Annotated in this window: 8 protein-coding genes; 4 read left to right on the plus strand and 4 right to left on the minus strand. The window is 67.0% G+C overall.

What is annotated here, in order from left to right:
• Positions 1-4: 4 nt before the first annotated feature.
• From ACQP1G_RS25510 to ACQP1G_RS25520, 3 genes are all read left to right on the plus strand, one after another.
• Positions 5-700: a M23 family metallopeptidase gene (locus tag ACQP1G_RS25510; protein ID WP_433192106.1), complete on the plus strand. Its 696-nt coding sequence runs from the start codon at positions 5-7 to the stop codon at positions 698-700.
• Positions 701-952: 252 nt separating this feature from the next.
• Positions 953-1,939 carry a hypothetical protein gene (locus ACQP1G_RS25515; RefSeq protein WP_433192107.1) on the plus strand — a complete coding sequence of 329 codons (987 nt, stop codon included), beginning with the start codon at positions 953-955 and terminating at the stop codon, positions 1,937-1,939.
• Positions 1,940-1,991: 52 nt separating this feature from the next.
• Positions 1,992-2,534, plus strand: a complete 543-nt coding sequence (locus ACQP1G_RS25520; protein WP_433192108.1) for a YaeQ family protein — start codon at positions 1,992-1,994, stop codon at positions 2,532-2,534.
• A 19-nt stretch (positions 2,535-2,553) separates the two neighbouring features.
• Here ACQP1G_RS25520 and ACQP1G_RS25525 read toward each other — a convergent pair whose 3' ends face one another.
• Positions 2,554-2,880 (minus strand): hypothetical protein, encoded by a 327-nt coding sequence (locus ACQP1G_RS25525; RefSeq protein ID WP_433192109.1) that lies wholly within the window; start codon positions 2,878-2,880, stop codon positions 2,554-2,556.
• 292 nt (positions 2,881-3,172) lie between these two features.
• On the opposite strand from ACQP1G_RS25525, the gene ACQP1G_RS25530 reads away from it, so the two are divergent.
• Positions 3,173-3,508: an RNA polymerase-binding protein RbpA gene (locus ACQP1G_RS25530; RefSeq protein WP_040691372.1), complete on the plus strand. Its 336-nt coding sequence runs from the start codon at positions 3,173-3,175 to the stop codon at positions 3,506-3,508.
• 181 nt (positions 3,509-3,689) lie between these two features.
• Here ACQP1G_RS25530 and ACQP1G_RS25535 read toward each other — a convergent pair whose 3' ends face one another.
• The 3 genes from ACQP1G_RS25535 to ACQP1G_RS25545 all read right to left on the minus strand — a co-directional run bounded on the left by ACQP1G_RS25535 (position 3,690) and on the right by ACQP1G_RS25545 (position 19,581).
• Positions 3,690-4,556: an ABC transporter permease gene (locus ACQP1G_RS25535; protein WP_433192110.1), complete on the minus strand. Its 867-nt coding sequence runs from the start codon at positions 4,554-4,556 to the stop codon at positions 3,690-3,692.
• A complete protein-coding gene (locus ACQP1G_RS25540) occupies positions 4,556-5,542 on the minus strand; it encodes an ATP-binding cassette domain-containing protein (RefSeq protein WP_433192111.1) in 987 nt (328 codons plus the stop codon). The genes ACQP1G_RS25535 and ACQP1G_RS25540 overlap by 1 nt, the downstream gene beginning before the upstream one ends.
• A 371-nt stretch (positions 5,543-5,913) precedes the next feature.
• A complete protein-coding gene (locus ACQP1G_RS25545; RefSeq protein ID WP_433192112.1) occupies positions 5,914-19,581 on the minus strand; it encodes an amino acid adenylation domain-containing protein in 13,668 nt (4,555 codons plus the stop codon).
• Positions 19,582-19,656 lie beyond the last annotated feature (75 nt).

Consider the following 19,656-nt stretch of genomic DNA (forward strand, 5'->3'; position numbering starts at 1 on the left):
ATCCATGCCCGTGACCGTTCCGTTATCTTTCCGTCGCGCCGCGATTTGTTCACGCCGTGGCCGCACCACCACCACCCGGGCGGTGGCCGCCGCGGTCGTCAGCGCCTCGCTCGGTGTGCTGGCCGCCGGGCACCCTGATGCACAGCCCGGCGCGACCGGCGGAAAGACCGACTCGATCACCGATCCAGCCGGCGCCACCGTCGCCGTCACCTCGTTCACCCCGAGTGAAGCGCAGATACCGCAGCCCGTCCCCGAGGCCGTGCTCTGGGAGCAGAACCGCGTAGCCGCCGAAGCGAGGCCGCGCACCGTTCGCCCCATCGCGGGCGTGCTGACCTCCAATTTCGGCATGCGGTGGGGCGCGCTGCATGCGGGCCTCGACTTCGCCGACCCCATCGGAACCCCGATCGGCGCGGTCACCGACGGCACCGTCATCGACGCGGGCCCTGCCTCCGGCTTCGGCATGTGGGTGCGGGTACAGCAGGACGACGGCACCATCGGCGTCTACGGCCACGTCAACGATATCCTCGCCACGGTCGGCCAGCAGGTGCGCGCGGGCGATGTCATCGCGACCGTCGGCAACCGCGGCTTCTCCACCGGACCACACCTGCACTACGAGGTGCACCAGGCCGACGGCGCGCCGATCGATCCGATGCCCTGGCTCGACGCGCGCGGTATCGCCGTCGGTATCGCCTCGGAGTAGGCGGCCCGCACCGCGGGATCGGACTCGGCCGCCGCGATATTCGCGATTCGATGAGGGATCGCGAATACCGCGGCGGCCGATTTCTCATACCCCGGTACTACCCGCGAATGGCGCCGCAGCGGGACGTGGTCGCGTGCCATCGATTCCTACCGTCGGATCATGCCGATGATCGATACCCTTTCCGCCCCTGGCAATTCCACGCTCCCTCGACACCATCGCCCTACCGCGCTCGACCTGCCGCGCGGAGGTCGCATGCATCGCCCGCTGCTGTGGACGGTGGCCGCGATGGGCGCGCTCGTCCTGTTCTCCGTGGGCGGCATGGCATTCGACGATCGGATGCTGCTCAACGAATCCGTATGGCTCAAACCGTTCAAATTCGGGGTCGCATTCGTCCTCTACGGGTTCACGCTGGCCTGGCTACTGTCGTTGCCGCACAAGGGAAGTCGGGTCACCTGGTGGATGGGGACGGTGTTCGCGGTCACCGGATCGGTCGACGTCGGATTCGTCGTGGTGCAGGCGGCACGCGGCACCTACAGTCACTTCAACCATGAAACCGATGCGGTGAATTCGATCGGGCAAATGGTGTTCGCGTCCGGTGTGCCCGGGCTGTTCTTCGCGAATCTGATTATCGTGCTGATACTTTCGTGGCAGCGGCTGGTAGACCGGCCGACCACGCGGGCCATTCGCGCCGGACTCGGGCTTGCCGTCGTCGGTATGGCGCTCGGCTATCTGATGGGGTTCACCGGCAAGCAGTTGGTGCGTGACGCCGACGGCAATGTGGTCGAGTTGGTGGCGGGGCATACGGTGCTGGACAACCCCTCGCTCGACGCGCGTGACGGGGTCGGTGGTATGCCGATCACGCACTGGAGCACCATCGGAGGCGATCTGCGGATCCCGCATTTCCTGGGGCTGCACGCCATCCAGGTGTTACTTCTCGCGGTCGTCGCGCTCGCCTGGTTGGCGCCGCGCTATCGGTGGTTGCGCGCCGAACGCACCCGGGCCGCGCTGATCGGGGTGCTCACTCTCGGCTATGCCGGGCTGCTCGCGATCGTGTTCTGGCAGGCGATGCGGGCGCAGTCGCTGGTGCATCCGGATGGCAGCACACTGCTGGCCATCGGTGCACTGGTGTGGGTGATCGGCCTGCTGATCTTCGCCGTGTACTGGCGGGCTCGGGCCACGGTCGACAACACCTCGAGCGCCGCGCGGTTGTTCACGGCGGGCGCCCGGCCCCGCGGGTGATCCGATGGGGCTCCCTACAAGGGCGCAGGCGGTCATTTAAGCTCCTGCACCTATGGCCCTCAGCGCAACACTGCACAACTTCGCCATCCACCTGGCCGACGTCGACCGCGACGTCTATCAGGAGTTGGAGTTGCGGGTCGCGCGCCACCCGTCCGAAACGGCCGAATTCATGCTGACCCGACTGCTCGCCTACTGCCTCGAATACGAAGAGGGCATCACCTTCAGTGACGGCGGGGTCTCCGCCACCGATGAGCCCGCGGTGCTGGTGCGCGATCTCACCGGACGCCTCACCGCCTGGATCGAAGTCGGCGCACCCGATGCGGAGCGCGTACATCGCGGCAGCAAAATGGCTGAGCGCGTTGCCATCTACACCCATCGCGACCCCGCCAAGGTGCTGGCACAACTCACCGGCAAGCGGATCCATCGCGCGGAAGCGATTCCCCTCTACAGCTTCGATCGGGACTTCATCGATGCCGCCGTCGCCGCGATCGAGCGCCGCAACACCGTGACCATGTCCATCACCGAACGGCTGCTGTACCTCGACCTCAACGGCACGGACCTGAACACATCGGTCGCGGAGCATCGACTGGCATAGCCCGCGAGTCGGTTCGCACTCAACGCAACCGTTCGGCCTCGCGGGTCAGTGTCAGCAACGTGGCGCTCAGCGCCTTCAACTCTTCGGTGTCCGCGCCCTCACCGATGGCGGTGGCGACGTCCTCGGCGGCGCAGCGGGCGGCAAACCAGCGGTCGGCCAGATCGGCCGCCTCCTGGGCACTCAGTACCACCGAATCGTCGGGAATCCCGGTTCCCTTCAAACTGTTGCGGTGCTCGTAGGCGCGTTGGCGGCAGGACTGACGGCAGTACCGGCGACGGCGTCCGGCCTCCGATTCGACGATCTCCCGCCCACACCACAGGCAGCAGGACAGCAAGCGGCGCGACATGACGCAGAACATTAACCGTTCCGGTGGCCGGATGGGGCTTGTAGCCCCCGATTTCCGCCGCGGTACGGGCGTGGCGGATCGCATCCGTGTCACGCACTACAATGGAACAGTTCACGGCCGCTAGGGACTGCGCGCAGCTCACTCGAAAGGGTCAGCGTGCGTCGGGAACTATTGGCGCAGGCACGGTCGTTACACCTAAGGTCCAGCGAGCGTCACGCGTTTGTTCGGCTGCGCCCGCCGACGGACGCGGTGGCAACGCAACAAGACTCGAGCACACAGGGAGAGGCACACCATGGCAGATCGCGTACTCCGGGGCAGTCGGCTCGGAGCGGTGAGCTACGAAACCGATCGCGACCACGACCTGGCCCCGCGACGGATCGCTCGGTACCGGACCGATAACGGCGAGGAATTCGACGTTCCATTCGCCGACGATGCCGAGATCCCCCCGACCTGGCTCTGCCGCAACGGCCAGGAGGGCACCCTCATGGAGGGCACCACTCAGGAGACCAAGAAGGTCAAGCCGCCCCGCACGCACTGGGACATGCTGCTCGAGCGTCGCAGCAAGGAGGAGCTCGAGGAGCTGCTCAAAGAGCGCCTCGACCTTCTGAAGACACGCCGCCGGGTTTAGGTTCGGTCAGGGCTCTCCGGAGCCCATGACTGCGGGGCAAGGTTCGGGCCGGAAGGTGTCCGGACCCCGGAGCCCCAGCCTTGAAGACAAGAGAAGGCCGCTTGCATCAATCGATGCGAGCGGCCTTTCTCATACCGAGCCCGAGCCACCATGTCACCCGCTCGACGGCGAGTGAGCGGCACTACTTGCTGGCGACCTTGCGGTAGCGGAACAGAGCCAGGGGAACGACGACAACAAGGATGGCAAGGGAGCAGGCTACGGCGTATTCGACGCAGTGGTCGGCGGGCCAACCGGTGGGGGTGCCGAAGCTGGGGGGTGCGCCGTTGTCGAAGAGTTTGCGGCCTGCGGCGGACACCGCGGTAATGGGGTTCCATTCGGCGATCGCGCGCAGGGGTCCAGGGAGTGACTCCGCGGAGATGAACGCCGAAGAGATGAAGGTGAGGGGGAACAGCCAGATCAGGCCCGCGCTCTGGGCCACTTCGACGGTGGGTGAGAGCAGACCGGTGAGCGCACCGACCCAGGACATGGCGAAAGCGAACAGCAGGATCACCACGAACGCCAATGCAGCATCGGCGATACCGCCGTTGATGCGCCAGCCGACCGCGTAGCCGCAGCCGACCATGACGGCCAGACTCAGGATGTTCACCACCAGATCCGAGAGCGTGCGGCCCATCAGCACCGCCAGCCGCGACATCGGCAGGGTGCGCATGCGGTCGATGATCCCCTTCTCCAGATCCCCCGCCAAGCCCACGGTGGTGAAGGCGGCGTTGAAAGCGACTGTCTGGGTGAAGATTCCGGCGAGCAGGAATTCGCGATATTGGCCGCCGCCCAGTGAGGCGCCGAAGATGTAGGCGAAGAGGAAGACGAACATCAGTGGCTGGATCGTCGCGGTTACCAGCAGGGTCGGGACGCGCAGGATGGTCAGCAGATTGCGGTAGGCGACGATGGCGCTGTCCCGGATGATCCGGGCGTGCGGGGGCGGAATCTCCTGGGGTGATTCGGTTTTCGCGGTCGATGCCGCTTCGGCGCGCGCGACTGCGGTGCTCATCAAGACAAGATCTCCTCTTGTACTTCGTCGGATTCCGGCTCGGGTTCGCGCGCGGCGGCGCCGGTCAGGGACAGGAATACGTCGTCGAGGCTGGGCCGGTGCACGTTGGCGTCGACCACGCACACCCCGGCGTCGTCGAGTCTGCGCAGCGCCTCGACCATGGTGCGCGAGCCGTCGCCGACCATGATGGAGGCTTCGTCCGCACCCGGATCGTGGGTCGGCTCACCGATGCCGACCTGTGCCAGGACCGTCAGCGCTGGCTTCACGTCCTGGCCCGCGGCCAAAGTGACGGTGAGCCGGTCGCCGCCGATGGAGGTTTTCAGCTCATCGGCCGACCCCTTGGCGATGACGCGACCGCGATCGATGACCGTGATGCGGTCGGCGAGCAGATCGGCCTCTTCCAGGTACTGGGTGGTGAGCAGCACCGTGGTGCCGTCATCGACCAGATCGCCGATGACGCGCCACATATCGAGTCGGCCACGCGGATCCAGTCCGGTGGTCGGCTCGTCCAGCACCACGACCGCGGGCCGGGCGACCAATGCCCCGGCCAGGTCGAGCCGCCGCGCCATACCGCCGGAGTAGGTGCCCGCGCGGCGGTGCGCGGCATGGTCCAGACCGAAGGCGTTCAACAGTTCTGCTGCGCGAGAGGTGGCCTGCCGCTGCGACATTCCGTATAGCCGCGCCACCATGCGCAGATTCTCGTAACCGGTCAGATTGGCGTCGACCGCCGCGTACTGACCGGACAACCCGATCCGCCGCCGCGCCGCCGCCGGGTCACGCAAGACGTCGATACCCGCGACCCGCACCGACCCGGCGCACGGCCGCAGCAGTGTGGTCACGATGCGCACCGTCGTCGTCTTACCCGCACCGTTGGGACCGAGCAGACCCATCACGGTCCCCGCCGGGATCTGTAGGTCGATCTCGTCCAGCACCCGCACCCGACCGTAATTCTTGACCAGGCCGAGCACCTCCACAGCAAGGCTCACGACTGCACCTCGCTAACACTCGGCCCCGTCGTGCGCCTTCGCGCGCTCCGCTGACGGTTCACTCGCTGACACTCGTTCAAATTTCGCTCCTTCTCCGGGTCTCGGCACCGGTGTCGAGCGACGCGCGGTCGCTGTCGATATCTCGCGCGAATCCGCCTCGGTAACACCAGGTTTCGCTCGAGGCCCCGGGTGCTGGGTCCATGGATTGTTCGAAACGCTCTCTCACGACCATGCCCCCCGACGCACACCGCCGTCCGCGCCGACGCGAATCCCGATGCACTGGTACAAGACCGAGTCGCATCCGATCGCGACGCCATCGAACTCACACCTGGCACCATCGGTGACCAAGCGGGCTGTCGCGCCCTCGGCATTCACCGTCGTGCCTCCTTCCCGGGTGCCACTGCGTCTTCGAGATGTTCGTTGAGCACGGGACCGATGACGGCGAGTGATTCCGGTGTTGTCATGGCCGAGTGCTTGCAGCGCACGTCATGGTTGTGGATGGTGCCGGTGATGAAGGGTTGCCAGGCCGCGGCGCAGCGGGTGGGGTCGGTGCAGTTGATTTCGTCATCGCCCGCGGTGAAGAACAGGAGGTCGCCGTCGAAAGTGCGCGGGCGGAAACCGTGGGCGAGGACGGTGCCGTTGGTGTAGCCCGCGTAGAGGCGCTCCAGGTGCTCGACAGTCAGCGCGGCGAACGGGCCGGGGCGTGAGCGCAGCAGTTCCGCGGCGTCGCGCAAGCTCATGCGCTGGTCGAATTCCTCGTCGTCGCCCAGTGCGTCGCTGCCGAATTCGCCGATGATCTCGGCGATGGTCGGGATCGCGTGCTCGAGCCATTCGTCGGTCAGCTGGTAGCTGTCCATCATCGACAGCAGCGCGACCTCGTCACCCGCCTCCTGCAGTTGGATCGCGACCTCATGCGCGATCAGGCCGCCCAGCGACCAGCCGAGCAGGTGGTACGGCCCCTGTGGCTGAATCGACTTGATATGCGCCACATAGTTTTCCGCGGCCTCGCCGATCGAATCGAACCCGTCCTCGCCCGCGACATGCGGTGCCTGCAGTCCGTACACCGGGCGGTCCGGCGCGAGATACGCGAGCAGACCCGAGTAGCACCAGGCCAGTCCGATCGCGGGATGGATGCAGAACAGCGGGGCCCGGCTCGCGGCCGTGCGGGCGCGGATCGGCAATACCGGTTCCAGCGTCGCGGCGATCGCCGCTCCAGTGGCGCCGGTTCCGTCCAGCCGAGCCGCGATGGCGGCCGGGGTGGAGTCGCCGAACATCAGCTGCACCGGGAGATCGATCCCATTGGCACGCAGCTGTGCCACGACCTTCGTAGCCAGCAATGAGTTGCCGCCGAGTTCGAAGAACCCATCGTCGACACCAACCACTTCGACACCGAGCACGGTCGCGAAGGCGGCGCACAGCTGCTCCTCGGTCGGGGTGGTCGGCGCCCGATAGCCCTCGCTCGCGCTGAAGACCGGTTCCGGCAATGCGTTTCGGTCGAGTTTGCCGACCGGGCTGAGCGGTACCTCATCGATCAGCATGATCGATTGCGGCACCATGTAATTCGGCACCCGTGCGGCAACGTGCTCGGTGAGCTCCGCAGCACCCAACGTGATTCCGTTGCGCGCCTTTACATAGGACACCAACACCGTGGCACCGGCGGGTGTCCGGTACCCGATGGTGGTCGAGAACTCCACCGCGTGATGCTGGGCGAGTGCGGCATCGATCTCGCCGAGTTCAATGCGGAAGCCGCGGATCTTCACCTGATGGTCGGTGCGGCCGACGTATTCGATCTCGCGCGCCTCGGCGGAGCTGCGGCCGAACCACCGCGCGAGATCGCCGGTGCGGTACATCCTTTCACCCGGTTTGCCGTACGGATTCGCGATGAATCGCTGTGCGGTCAGGCCCGGTCGGTTCAGGTAGCCCCGCGCCAGAGCGTTACCCGCCAAATGCAATTCACCGGTCACTCCGACCGGAGCGGGATGCAGGCGCGCGTCGAGGATGGTCGCGTTGACACCGCGGATCGGGCCGCCGATGGTGATCGGCCCGCCGGGCACCATGGGCTGCGAGATCACTGTGACGATGGTGGTTTCGGTCGGCCCGTACACGTTGTACAGATTGCGACCCGGCGCCCAGCGAGTCACCAGATCCGGAGGCAACGCCTCGCCGCCGACCAGTACATGTGCCAGTTCGGTGACCCCGGTCGGATCGACCGTGCCCAGTGCCGAGGTGGTGATGAACGCGTGCGTGATTCCCTCGTCGATGAATACCTTGCCCAGTTCGGCACCGCCGACCACACCGGATGGCGTGATCACCAGCGTCGCCGCGCCACCCAGCGCGAGCAGCAGGTCGAGCATGGCGGCGTCGAAGCTCGGCGTCGCGAAATGCAGGACCCGGCAACCGGGGTGGACGTCGAAGCGCTGCGCGGTCTCCGCGGCAAAGTTCGACAGCCCACCGTGCGTGACCACCACGCCCTTGGGTGTGCCGGTCGAGCCGGAGGTGTAGATGACGTACGCCGGATTGTCCATCCGCAGCGGGGCGGTCCGCTCCCCCGAGGTGATCCGCTCATCAAGCGCGTCCAGCACCCGACCACGGAATTCAGCGTCGTCGAGCACGATCCATTCGGCATCGCCGGGCATCCGATCGCAGTGCTCGGCCAGCGTGATCCCCAGCGCCGCACCGGAGTCGGTGAGCATGTGACTGATCCGGTGTGCTGGATACATCGGATCGACCGGCACGAACGCCGCACCCGCCTTGGCCACCGCGAGCATGGTCGCGACCGATTCGACCGAACGCGGAATCCCCAGCGCCACCAGTGTTTCCGGACCGACGCCGCGTTCCATGAGCACCCGCGCCAGCCGGTTGGTCCACCGGTCGAGCGCATCGTAGGTCACCTGGGTCTCGTCCGAGCGCAACGCTATGGCCTTGCGGTCGACATTCACCGCGGCCTCGAACAGCTCCGGGAAGGTGACCGGCCGGTCCGCCCGCGCGCCACATACTGGGGCCAGCCCGGACCATTCCGCGGGATCGAGCAGTTCCAGATCCCCCACCGCAGTGGTCGGATTCGCGGCGACGGCGGCGAGCAGGCGGACCAGTCGCCTACCCAGCCACTCTGCGGTCTGCTCGTCGAACAGATCGCTCGCATAATTGACCGACAGCGTGATCCCGTCCGGTTCCTTTGTGTCGGTATGGGATTCGGTCAGGGTGAACTGCACATCGAATTTCGCGATACCGGTGTCGACATCCTCCGCCTCGATGCGCAGACCGGGCAGTTCCAGCACCCGCGCCGGATGGTTCTGCACCGACAGCATCACCTGGAACATCGGGTGATGGGCCTGCGAACGAACCGGATTCAGCACCTCGACGAGGCGTTCGAACGGCAGGTCGGCGTGCGCGAACGCATCCAGATCGGTGTCGCGCACCTTGTGCAGCAGATCGGTGAACCTGGCGTCGGGATCGATCCGGGTGCGCAGTACCAGTGTGTTCACGAACATGCCGACCATCCGGTCCAGCGCGGGATGGCCGCGCCCGGCGATCGGGGTGCCGACCACGATGTCATCGGTCGCGGTCATCCGGTGCAGCAGCACCGCTAGCGCGGCGTGCAGCACCATGAACATGCTGACGTTATTGCCGGTAGCGATCCTCCGCAGTTCCCGATGGGCGAACGGGTCGATCGCACATTCGACGGTGCCGCCGCGGTAGGTCGGTGCGGGCGGGCGCGGCCGATCCGCGGGCAGGCTCAGCAGCTCCGGGATCCCGTCGAGGGTGCGCCGCCAGTAATCGAGCTGGCGGTTCACCACCGAATCCGGCTCGTCCTCGCTGCCGAGCGTGTCCTGGTGCCACAGTGTGTAATCCGCGTATTGGATCTCGGATTCCTGCCAGTCGGGGGTCTGGTCCTCGCACGCCGCTCGGTATGCGACTGCCACGTCGGCGGCCAGAGGTTCCAGCGACCAGCCGTCCATGGCGATGTGGTGCACGACCAGTACCAGGACGTGCTCGGTCGACGCCGCTGGCGGCGCGTCGGTGGCTGCGGCCGTATCGACCGTGATCAGCGCGGCGCGGATCGGCACGGTCGTCGCCAGGTCGAATCCCGGCGTCGCGAAATCCTGGACAGCGCCGGGAACTTCCGCGGGCGGCATCGTCGCGACGAACAGCGCGACCTCGGCATCGGCGGGATCGAGCACCTGCTGCACCGGTGCCCCATCGATCTCGGGGAACACCGTGCGCAGCGTTTCGTGCCGCCATTGCACCGCGTGCAGCGCCCGCGTCAGCGCGTCGGCATTCAGCTCGCCGTGCAGGCGCAATACGACCGGAATGTTGTACGCACCAGCGGTATGGTCCGCATCGGCGCCGATCTCGTTGAACCGGTTCAGGAACCACAGCCGGTACTGGGCGGCCGACAACGGAATCCGCTCCGGTCGCTCGCGGCGCACCAACTCCAGCCCGGTGTTCGCACCGGTTCCGGAATCGAGCAGCGCCGCGAGGTCGGCGACCGTCGGCGTCGCGAAGACGGCGCGCACCTCGAGCCGGGTATTCGTCGCAGCGGCCAGCCGGGTCACGAGTTGCGTTGCCAGCAGCGAGTTTCCGCCGATATCGAAGAAGCTGTCGTCGGCGCTCACGGTTTCGATGCCGAGCAATTCGCCCATCACCTCGGCGACCAGTCGCTCGGAGGCGGTCTCGGGTGCGCGCAGCGCCGCGCGCACCGTCAACTGCGGTTCCGGCAGTGCGGCGATATCCAACTTGCCGGTCGGGGTCAGCGGAATCCCGTCCAGCACGGTGATACTGGCCGGAACCATATGCGCGGGCAGCTTTTCGGCGACGTGGGCGCGCACCGCGTCGACATCCAGCGTGCCGGTTTCGTCGGCGGGCTGAATGAACGAGATGATCCGGTCCGCACTCGCGATGTGGCGGACCTCGGTGTGCGCGAACCGCACGTCCCGATGTTCGACGAGCACACTGGTGATCTCACTGAGTTCGATGCGGAAACCGCGCACCTTCACCTGATGGTCACTGCGCCCGAGGTAGACGATTTCGCCCGCGGCATTCCAGCGCACCACATCACCGCTGCGGTACATCCGCGAACCTGCGGGACCGTAGGGGTCGGCGACGAACCGCGTCGCGGTGAGCTCGAACCGGTCGAGATACCCACGCGTGACACCGAATCCGCCGAGGTACAGGTCGCCGGGCACGCCGACCGGCACCGGGCGCATCCCCTCGTCGAGTACCAGCGCCCGCGCACCGCGCACCGGGGTGCCGATGGTGATCGGTCCACCGACCGCCAGCGGATCGGAGATCGTGACGACGACAGTGGTTTCGGTCGGCCCGTAGACGTTGTGCATCTGCCGGCCCGGCGCCCAGCGGGCCACCAACTCGGCACCGACGGCCTCACCACCCACCAGCAGCGCACGCAGGTTCGGCAATGACCACCGCTCCCGATCAATGGTGGCCAGCGCGGCCGGGGTGATGAACGCATGGGTGACGCGTTCGCGCTCCAGCAGCGCGGCCAGTTCGTCGCCACCGTAGATATCCGTTGGGCAGACCACCATGGCCGCGCCGGATCCGATCGCGAGCAGCAGGTCCAAGATGGCCGCGTCGAAACTCGGTGAGGAGAAGTGCAGCGTGCGCGAATCCTGGTCGATCCGCATGCGCTCGCGGACCTCGTCGCCGAAATTCGACAGGCCGCTGTGTGTGACGGCCACGCCCTTGGGTTTTCCGGTCGAGCCCGAGGTGTAGATCACATACGCCAGATCGCCGATGTCGGTCGTGCGCAGGCGGTCGTAATCCTCGACCGGGCTGTCATCGAGTTCGGCCAGTTCATCGGCGAATTCGGGATCATCCAGCAGCAACCAGTCGGTGACCGGTCCGTCTGCCGCGCGCAGCCGATCGGCATGCGCGGACACTGTGATCCCGACCCGGCAGCCGGAGTCCACCAGCATGTGCCGCAACCGGTCGACCGGGTAGTTCGGATCGACCGGCACGAACGCCGCACCGGATTTGGCGACGGCGAGCATCGTGACGACCGATTCGATCGAGCGGGTCAGGCCGAGCGCTACCCGGTCCCCCACACCGAAACCTCGTTCGATCAGCGCCCGCGCCAAGCGATTCGAGCGCCGGTCGACCTCGGCGTAGGTCAGCGAGATGCCGCCCGCTCGAATGGCCGTGCGGTGCAGATTCCGATACGCGGTCGCCGTGAAATACGCGGCCAGCGTGCACTGTGGGGTGGTCGGCGCGCCGGTGGCCGGGGTCAGCACACGTCGCTCGAATTCGGTGCGCGCGTCGATATCTCGAACCAGCACCCGTGGGGTAACGGTAATGGCCGCCAGCACCGCCAGGAACCGATCGGCCAGCGTCTTGATCGTCGTGGCATCGAAAAGCTCAGCGGCGTAGACGAATTCGAACGCATGCCAAGGATCGCTCGAACCGGTGTCGGGGGACAACGCCGCCACCCGCAGCTCCAGGTCGAATTTCGCCAGCGCGATATCCAGTTCTTCGGCGCGCAGTGCCAGGCCGGGCAGTTCGAGCGACGGCACCGGCCGGTCCTGCACCGTCAGCGCCACCTGGAACAGCGGATGGCGACTGCCACCACGGGCGCCGCGGCCCAGTTCCTTGACGATGCGCTCGAAGGGAACATCGCCGTGCGCCAGGGCGGCCAGCTCGGTATCCCGATCCGCGCCCAACAGCCTCGCGAACGAAATGTCCGGGGCCACGTCCGAACGCAATACCAGCGTGTTGACGAACATGCCGACCAACTCGTCGAGCTTGGTGTCGTTGCGGCCCGCGACCGGCGTGCCGATCACAATATCGCGACCACCGGTAACGAAGCGCAACAAGACCGCGAGCGCCGAACGCAGCACCATGAATGTGCTGACGCCTTGTTTGCGCGCGAGTTCGCCCAGAGCCTGCTGCACCGGCCCGGGCACACTGAAGCGCACGGTGCCCGCCTGCTGTGTCGGCTGGGCCGGGCGCGGCCGGTCGTAGGGCAGCGGCAGTTCCTCGGGTAGATCCGCGAGCGCGGTGCGCCAGTACGCGAGCTGTTCGGTCGCGAGGCTCTGCGGATCGGCCTCGTCGCCGAGGTAGGCGCGCTGCCACAGCCCGAAGTCCGCGTACTGCACCGGAAGTGGCGTCCAGGCGGGTACACCGCCCTCGTGCCTGGCCATATAGGCGGCCGCCAGATCTTTGGTCAACGGTCCGAGCGACCAGCCGTCGGCGGCGATATGGTGCAGCACGATGCCGAGCAGATGTCGTCGAGTTTCGGTGCGCAGCAAGGTGATCCGCAGCGGGATGTCCCTGGTGAGATCGAATCCGGTACGCGCGAATGCCCGCAGCGCCTGTTCGGCGGCGCCGTCGTCGGTCGGCACCACGTCGAGTACCGGCACGGCGCGGGCGGTGGGCAGCACCGATTGCTGTGCGCCCGCACTGTCCTCGGGAAAGACGGTGCGCAGCACCTCATGTCGTTCCACCACGTCGGTCAGCGCCGCGCGCAGAGCGGGCACATCCAGATCGCCGTCGATTCGAATGACGAATGCGATGTTGTACGCACTCGATTCGGGAGAGAATCGATTGAGGAACCACAGTCGCTGCTGGGGCAGCGACAATGGAATGCGTCCCGGACGCGGGATATGCACAGCCAGCGCCATCCGTTGCGTCCGGGGCGCTTCCGTTATGCGTGCCGCGATCCCGGCCACCGTCGGCGTCTCGAAGATCAGCCGTACCGGCAGGTCGACACCGAACTCCTCGTATAGCGCGGCCGCGAGCCGGGTGGCGAGCAGCGAATTGCCGCCCACGTCGAAGAAGCTGTCCTCGGCGCCGGTCACGGGGTGACCGAGGATATCGCCGAACACAACGGCGACCTGTCGTTCCAGCTCGGTGCGCGGGGCGCGCGAGGTACCGGCTGCCGCGAAAACCGGTGCAGGCAAGGCCTTTCGGTCGAGTTTGCCGGCCGGGGTCACCGGCATCTCGTCGAGTACGGCGATCGAGGCGGGCACCATGTAGCCGGGCAGCCGCTGCCGTGCGGTCTCGGTGATATCGGCGGCATCGATCGCCTCGTCCGCGGTCACATAGGCGACCAGGCGGGTCTCGCCCTCATCGTCGGTGTGTACGACCGTGAGCGCGCGCCGCACCCCCGGGTGCGCCCGAAGTACATGGTCGATCTCGCGCAGTTCGATGCGGAAGCCGCGGATCTTGATCTGGTCGTCGGCGCGGCCGAGGAAGCGCAGCTGCCCGGTCGGATCGGAGACCACGAGGTCGCCGGTGCGGTACATCCGCTCGCCACGCCGGCCGAGCGGGTTGGCCGGAAAGCGTTGTGCGGTAAGGCTGTAGCGGCCGAGATAGCCGCGCGCCAGACCGGGACCGGACAGGTAGAGCTCCCCCGGCGTACCCGGCGGCACCGGATGCAGTCGACCGTCGAGTACGAACAGCCGCATGCCGCGCACCGGCATGCCGAGTGGTACCGCGCGGCCCGCGTGCATCGGACCGCTGGCGGTGGCCGCGACGGTCGCCTCCGACGGTCCGTACATGTTGTGCATGCGATGCCCGCGCGACCAGCGCTCGACCAGTTCGTCCGAGCACGCCTCACCACCGACGATGACGGCCTCGAGTTCGTCGAGTCCCTCGTTCGGCACGGTGGCCAGCGCGGCCGGGGTGATGAAGGCATGCGTGACCCGCTCCGTGCGCAGCAACTCGGCGAGTTCGGCACCGCCGTACATGCCAGCGGGTGCGACGACGATGGTCGCGCCCGCCGCGAAGCCGAGCAGCATTTCCAGCACCGACGCATCGAAACTGGGCGAGGAGAAGTGCAGTGTCCGTGCCGAATCCGTCACGCCGAACAGGTGCATCTGCTCGTTCGCGAGCGAGGCGATACCGGCGTGGGTGACGATGACCGCCTTGGGCTTTCCGGTGGAACCCGAGGTGTAGATCAGATAGGCCGGATGTCCGGTGCGCAGCGGGTAATGCCGGTCCGCGTCGGTGATGGGATCGGTACCGTAGCGCGCGGATTCAGTGGCCAGCTCGTCGGAGCCGAGCACCAGCCAGTCGACATAGTGCTTGCGGTGTTTGCCGCGGGCCGCGGGCCAGGCGGGCAGGGCGGCCAGGCAATCCGGCACGGTGAGTCCGAGCATGGCGCCGGAATCAGCGATCATATGCCCGATCCGCTCGGCCGGATAGCTCGGATCGATCGGCACATATGCCGCACCGGTTTTCGCGACTGCCCAGATGGCCGCGATCGAGTCGAGGCTGCGCGGCAGCGCGATCGCCACCACGACCTCGGGTCCGGCGCCGTGTTCGATCAGGGTGCGCGCCAGGCGATTCGACATCTCGTCGAGTTCGCAGTAGCTGGTGTCGACGCTCTTGTAACGCACGGCGATCGCATCGGGCACCCGCTCGGCGGTGTCGCTGAGCAACCGCGCCAGGGTGATCGACGGTTCGCCGGGCGCGCCGGCGATCGGCACCAGCTTCGCGGTCTCGCGCGTATCCAGAACGTCCAGATCACCGACCGGCATATTCGGTGCGGCGACAACGGCACCGAGTACGGCGATGAAGCGATGGGCGAACGATTCGACCGTGCGCTGGTCGAAAATATCTGTGGCATAGCCGAATTCGGCGTGCAATGGACCATCGGACAGGCCGTCGTGTACCTCCAGCTGCAGATCGAATTTGGCGATATCGGCGGCGATCGGCAACACCCGCGCCTGCACGCCGGGCAGTTTGATGCTCAGATCGGGTGCGCGATCGTAGGACAACATCACCTGGAACAGCGGATGCCTGGCGGCGGAGCGCTCCGGGTTGACGAGCTCGACCAGCCGCTCGAACGGCACATCCGCGTTGGCGAAGGCGTTCAGATCGGTTTCGCGGACCACATCGAGCATCTGGTCGAATCCGGCGGCCGGATCGACCTCGGTCCGCAGCACCAGCGTATTGACGAACATACCGACCAGGTCGTCGAGCGCCGGGTCGGAGCGACCCGCGATCGGGGTGCCGATGGCGATATCGGTACTCGCGCACAGCCGCGCCAGCAGGGTGGCCAGAGCCGCGTGCAGCACCATGAACATGCTGACGCCCCGGCTGGCCGCGAGTTCGCCCGCGGCGCGGCGGATCTCGGGTGCGATGGTGAACTCGACCCGGCCGCCGGTGGTCGAGCGGCGCAGAGGGCGCGGACGATCCAGCGGCAGGTCGAGCTGGTCGGGCAGGCCGCGCAGGCCCGAGCGCCAGTAGGCGAGCTGACGGCTCAGCGCACTTGCCGGATCGGCTTCGTCACCGAGCAGTTCCCGTTGCCACAGTGCGAAATCGGCGTACTGGACCGGCAGCGGTGTCCAGTGCGGCGTGGTGCCCTCCGCGCGCGCGGTGACGGCGGACATCAGGTCTCTGGCCAATGGTGCCACCGACCAGCCGTCACCGCAGATGTGGTGCAACACAACGAGGAAGATGTGCCGATCCGGTCCGGTGGTCCACAGCGCGACCCGAATCGGGGCCTGGCTGCGCAGATCGAAGCCGTACCCGGCGAACTCCTCGGCGAGTGCGCGTACATCGGCGCCGATGGCGTCGATCGGGTCCAGGGTGAGGGGAATCTCGGTAGCAGGATGTATCAGCTGGCAGGGTCCGTCCGCCCCGTCCGGGAAGGTGGTGCGCAGGGATTCGTGGCGCTCGATCACATCGACGAGCCCGGCCCGCAGCGCCACGAGATCGATCGGCCCGTCGATTTCGACGGCCAGCGGCATGTTGTATGCGGCGGCGTGTTCGGCGAAACGGTTGAGGATCCACAGCCGCTGCTGGGCCAGCGACAGCGGAATCCGTCGCGGCCGTTCGGCCGGGACCAGTTTCGGGGAGGACGCATCCGGGTTGTGTGCGGCGAAGCGCTCACTGAGCGCGGCGATGGTCGAGGCCTCGAACAGGTCACGGATGGTCAGCCCGGCGCCGAGCGTGGCGTTGATCCGCGCCACCGCGCGTGCGGCGATGAGCGAATTGCCGCCCAGGTCGAAAAAGCCGTCCTCGACACCGATTTCGTCGATGCACAGGACTTCGCTGAAGATGCCGGCGAGTACCCGTTCCACCTCGCTGCGCGGTTCGGCGGTGACCAGACCGAGGGGGCGGGCGATGATGGGTTCGGGCAGGGCTTTGCGGTCGATCTTGCCGTTCGCACTGAGCGGTAGTTCATCGAGGACCATCAGGGAGGCGGGCACCATGTAGCTGGGCAGGGTGCGGCGCAATGCATTCAGCAGTGTGGTGGTGTCCAGCTCGGCCGTGAATGCCGGAGCGGCGACAACATAGGCGGCGAGCTCGTCGCCGGTGCGGCTGGCGTGAGCCACGCACACCGCGCGCGCGATCCGCTCGTCGGCCAGCAATGCCGCCTCGATCTCGCCGAGCTCGATGCGCAGGCCACGGATCTTGACCTGGAAGTCGCTGCGGCCCACGTATTCCAGCACGCCACAGTCCGAATCACCGTCGTGCTGGCCGAGATCCGGATTGCCCTGCCAGCGGGCCAAGTCGCCGGTGCGGTACATCCGGGTGCCGGGCGTGAACGGGTTGGCCACGAAACGGTCGGCAGTAAGCCTCGATTGGCCGAGATACCCGCGCGCCAGCTGGACGCCCGCGAGGTACAGCTCCCCCACGACCCCCGGCGGCACCGGCCGCAGGAGCGAGTCGAGGACGTAGGTCTGGGTGTTCCAGACCGGAGATCCGATGGGCACGGTGGTCGGGTCGGCCGGGCACGGCCAGTAGGTGACGTCGACGGCGGCTTCGGTCGGTCCGTACAGATTGTGCAGTTCCGGCCCGTGCAGGGCGGCGTGGAAATCGCGCACGGTAGCCGCGGGCAATGCTTCACCGCTGCAGAACACCCGGCGCAGGCCGGTGCAACTGCGCACATCGGTGTCGGTGACGAACACCGAGAGCATGGAGGGCACGAAATGCGCCGTCGTGATGGACTTTTCGCTGATAATCCGGGCCAGGTAGTCCGGATCGCGGTGCCCGTCGGGTTCGGCGATAACCAGTCGCGCGCCGATCTGCAAGGGCCAAAAGAATTCCCAGACCGAGACGTCGAAAGTGGCCGGAGTCTTCTGCAGGACGGCGTCGGTGCCGTCGAGGGGGTACTCCTGCTGCATCCAACGCAGCCGGTTGACGATCGCGGCGTGGGTTACCCCGACGCCCTTGGGCTTCCCGGTCGAGCCGGAGGTGAAGATCACGTAGGCGAGGTGGTCGGTACGTAGCGGGGCGCGGCGGTCGGTGTCGGTGATCGGGGCGGCGGCGAAATTCGACAGGTCGATGGTGTCGATGGCCAGCACGGCCGTGCGCTCCGGGAGCGTGAGTTCGTCTCGGGTCGCGGTCAATACGCACACGGGGTCGGCCTGCTGGAGGATCTGATCGATCCGGTCGGCGGGGTTGTCGGTATCAAGGGGCAGGTAGGCCGCGCCCGCCTTGATGATCGCGTACATGCCGACGACGAGTTCGATGCTGCGCCGCAGGCACAGGGCGACCACCGTCTCCGGACCTGCGCCGCGGTCGATCAGCAGTCGAGCCAGCCGGTTGGCCCGCTGGTCGAGTTCGCGGTAAGTCAGTGTCTCGCCGGCGAATTCGAGCGCGACCGTATCCGAGCAGATCATCGCGCGATCGGTGAACAGATCGGACAGGGTGCCCTGATGAGGTGCCGTCTCGGTGGCGTTCCAGGTGCGCAGTACGCGCTCGCGCTCGTCGTCGGTGATCGCGGCGAGGCTTTCGGCATTGGTATCGGGCTCGGCGGCGAGGAATCGGGTCAGGTAGTCCAGGAACCGGGCGTGGTGCGCCGTGACCTCGGGCTCCGCGTAGAGCCGCGGGTTGGCCTCGAAGTCGACGTGGATGCGACCGCCCTCGCCGTTGTACAGGTTGATGGACAGGTCCTCGACCGGGCCGGTGGCGAGCACGTGCAGCGAGCCGAGCAGACTGCCGAATTTCAGCTCGGTATGGAACAGCATGATGTTGACCATCGGGCCGAAGAAACCGCGCGCGTCACGGGAGTAGCCGCAGTCGCGGCGGATGTCGTCGTGGCGATAGCGCTGATGCCGCAGCGCGCCGGTGATCTGCAATTCCGCGCTACGCACCACGTCGCGGACGGTGGTTTCGGCATCGAACCGCAGCCGGATCGGCACCACATTGGAGACCACACCTGCGGACCGGCGCAGCGCGACCGTGGTCCGTGCCGAAACCGGCAGGCTCAGCACCACATCCGGATTGCCGGTCACCGACCGCACATAGCAGGCCAGTGCCGCGACGAACATGGTCGAGCTGTTGTGGGTCTCGAGCGCGGCCGTCGCCGCGGTCATGGCCGCCTCGGCGCGTTCGTCCAGGACCGCGCAAGCACGCCGCCGCCCCGCTTCGGGGGCGGCGGTCAGGCCGTTCACGCTGGACAGCGTCATCGGCCCACCCGCGCCCGCCAATTGCTCGAGCCAGTAGTCGCGGTCGTTGCGGAACCGGCTGGAGTCGCGGTAGGTGGATTCGTCCGCATAGATAGTGGCCAGCGGCGTCGCGCGGGAGATCGCGGGTTCGGTGCGGTTCTCCACCGCCGTATAGATCTCCGCGGTGCGGGTGAGTGCGTTCATCGCGCCGTAGCCGTCGATCACGATGTGATGGGCGCGTGCGTACCAGATGTAGTCCGCGTCGCCGGTCCGCAACACTATGTTCGTGGTCAGCGGATCGTTCTCGAGATCGATCGGCGAACTGGCGTGCTCGTTCATCCAGCGCAGTGCGGCCGCGTGCGGATCAGGCTCGGCGCGCAGATCGATCCGCGCCCAACCAGGGCGGCGGGTGTGGTCGATTACCTGGTGCGGAACGCCGTCGATCTCGACCAGCCGGACATGCCCGACCTCTGTTTCGGCTCCGAACCGTTCGATCGAATAGAGCAGACGACCGACATCCAGGTCGCCATGGATCTCGACATACTGGGCGATGGTGAGCGGGACGTCGGGGCGGATTCGTTGGGCGTACCACAGGGCCGTTTGCGCGGGCGACAGTGCGAATGGTTGTGCCGAGAATTCACCGGAAGAGCATTGGTCGACGCGATCCGTGGCCAATGAACTCATCAATCACTCCTTCTGCCGCTGTTGATGCGCATCTCCCCGAGCACCGCCACCGCAGGCGCGCACGCGCCAGCCGTA

Origin of the sequence: Nocardia sp. CA-107356 (assembly GCF_050946365.1) — a bacterium.
Lineage (GTDB): Bacteria > Actinomycetota > Actinomycetes > Mycobacteriales > Mycobacteriaceae > Nocardia.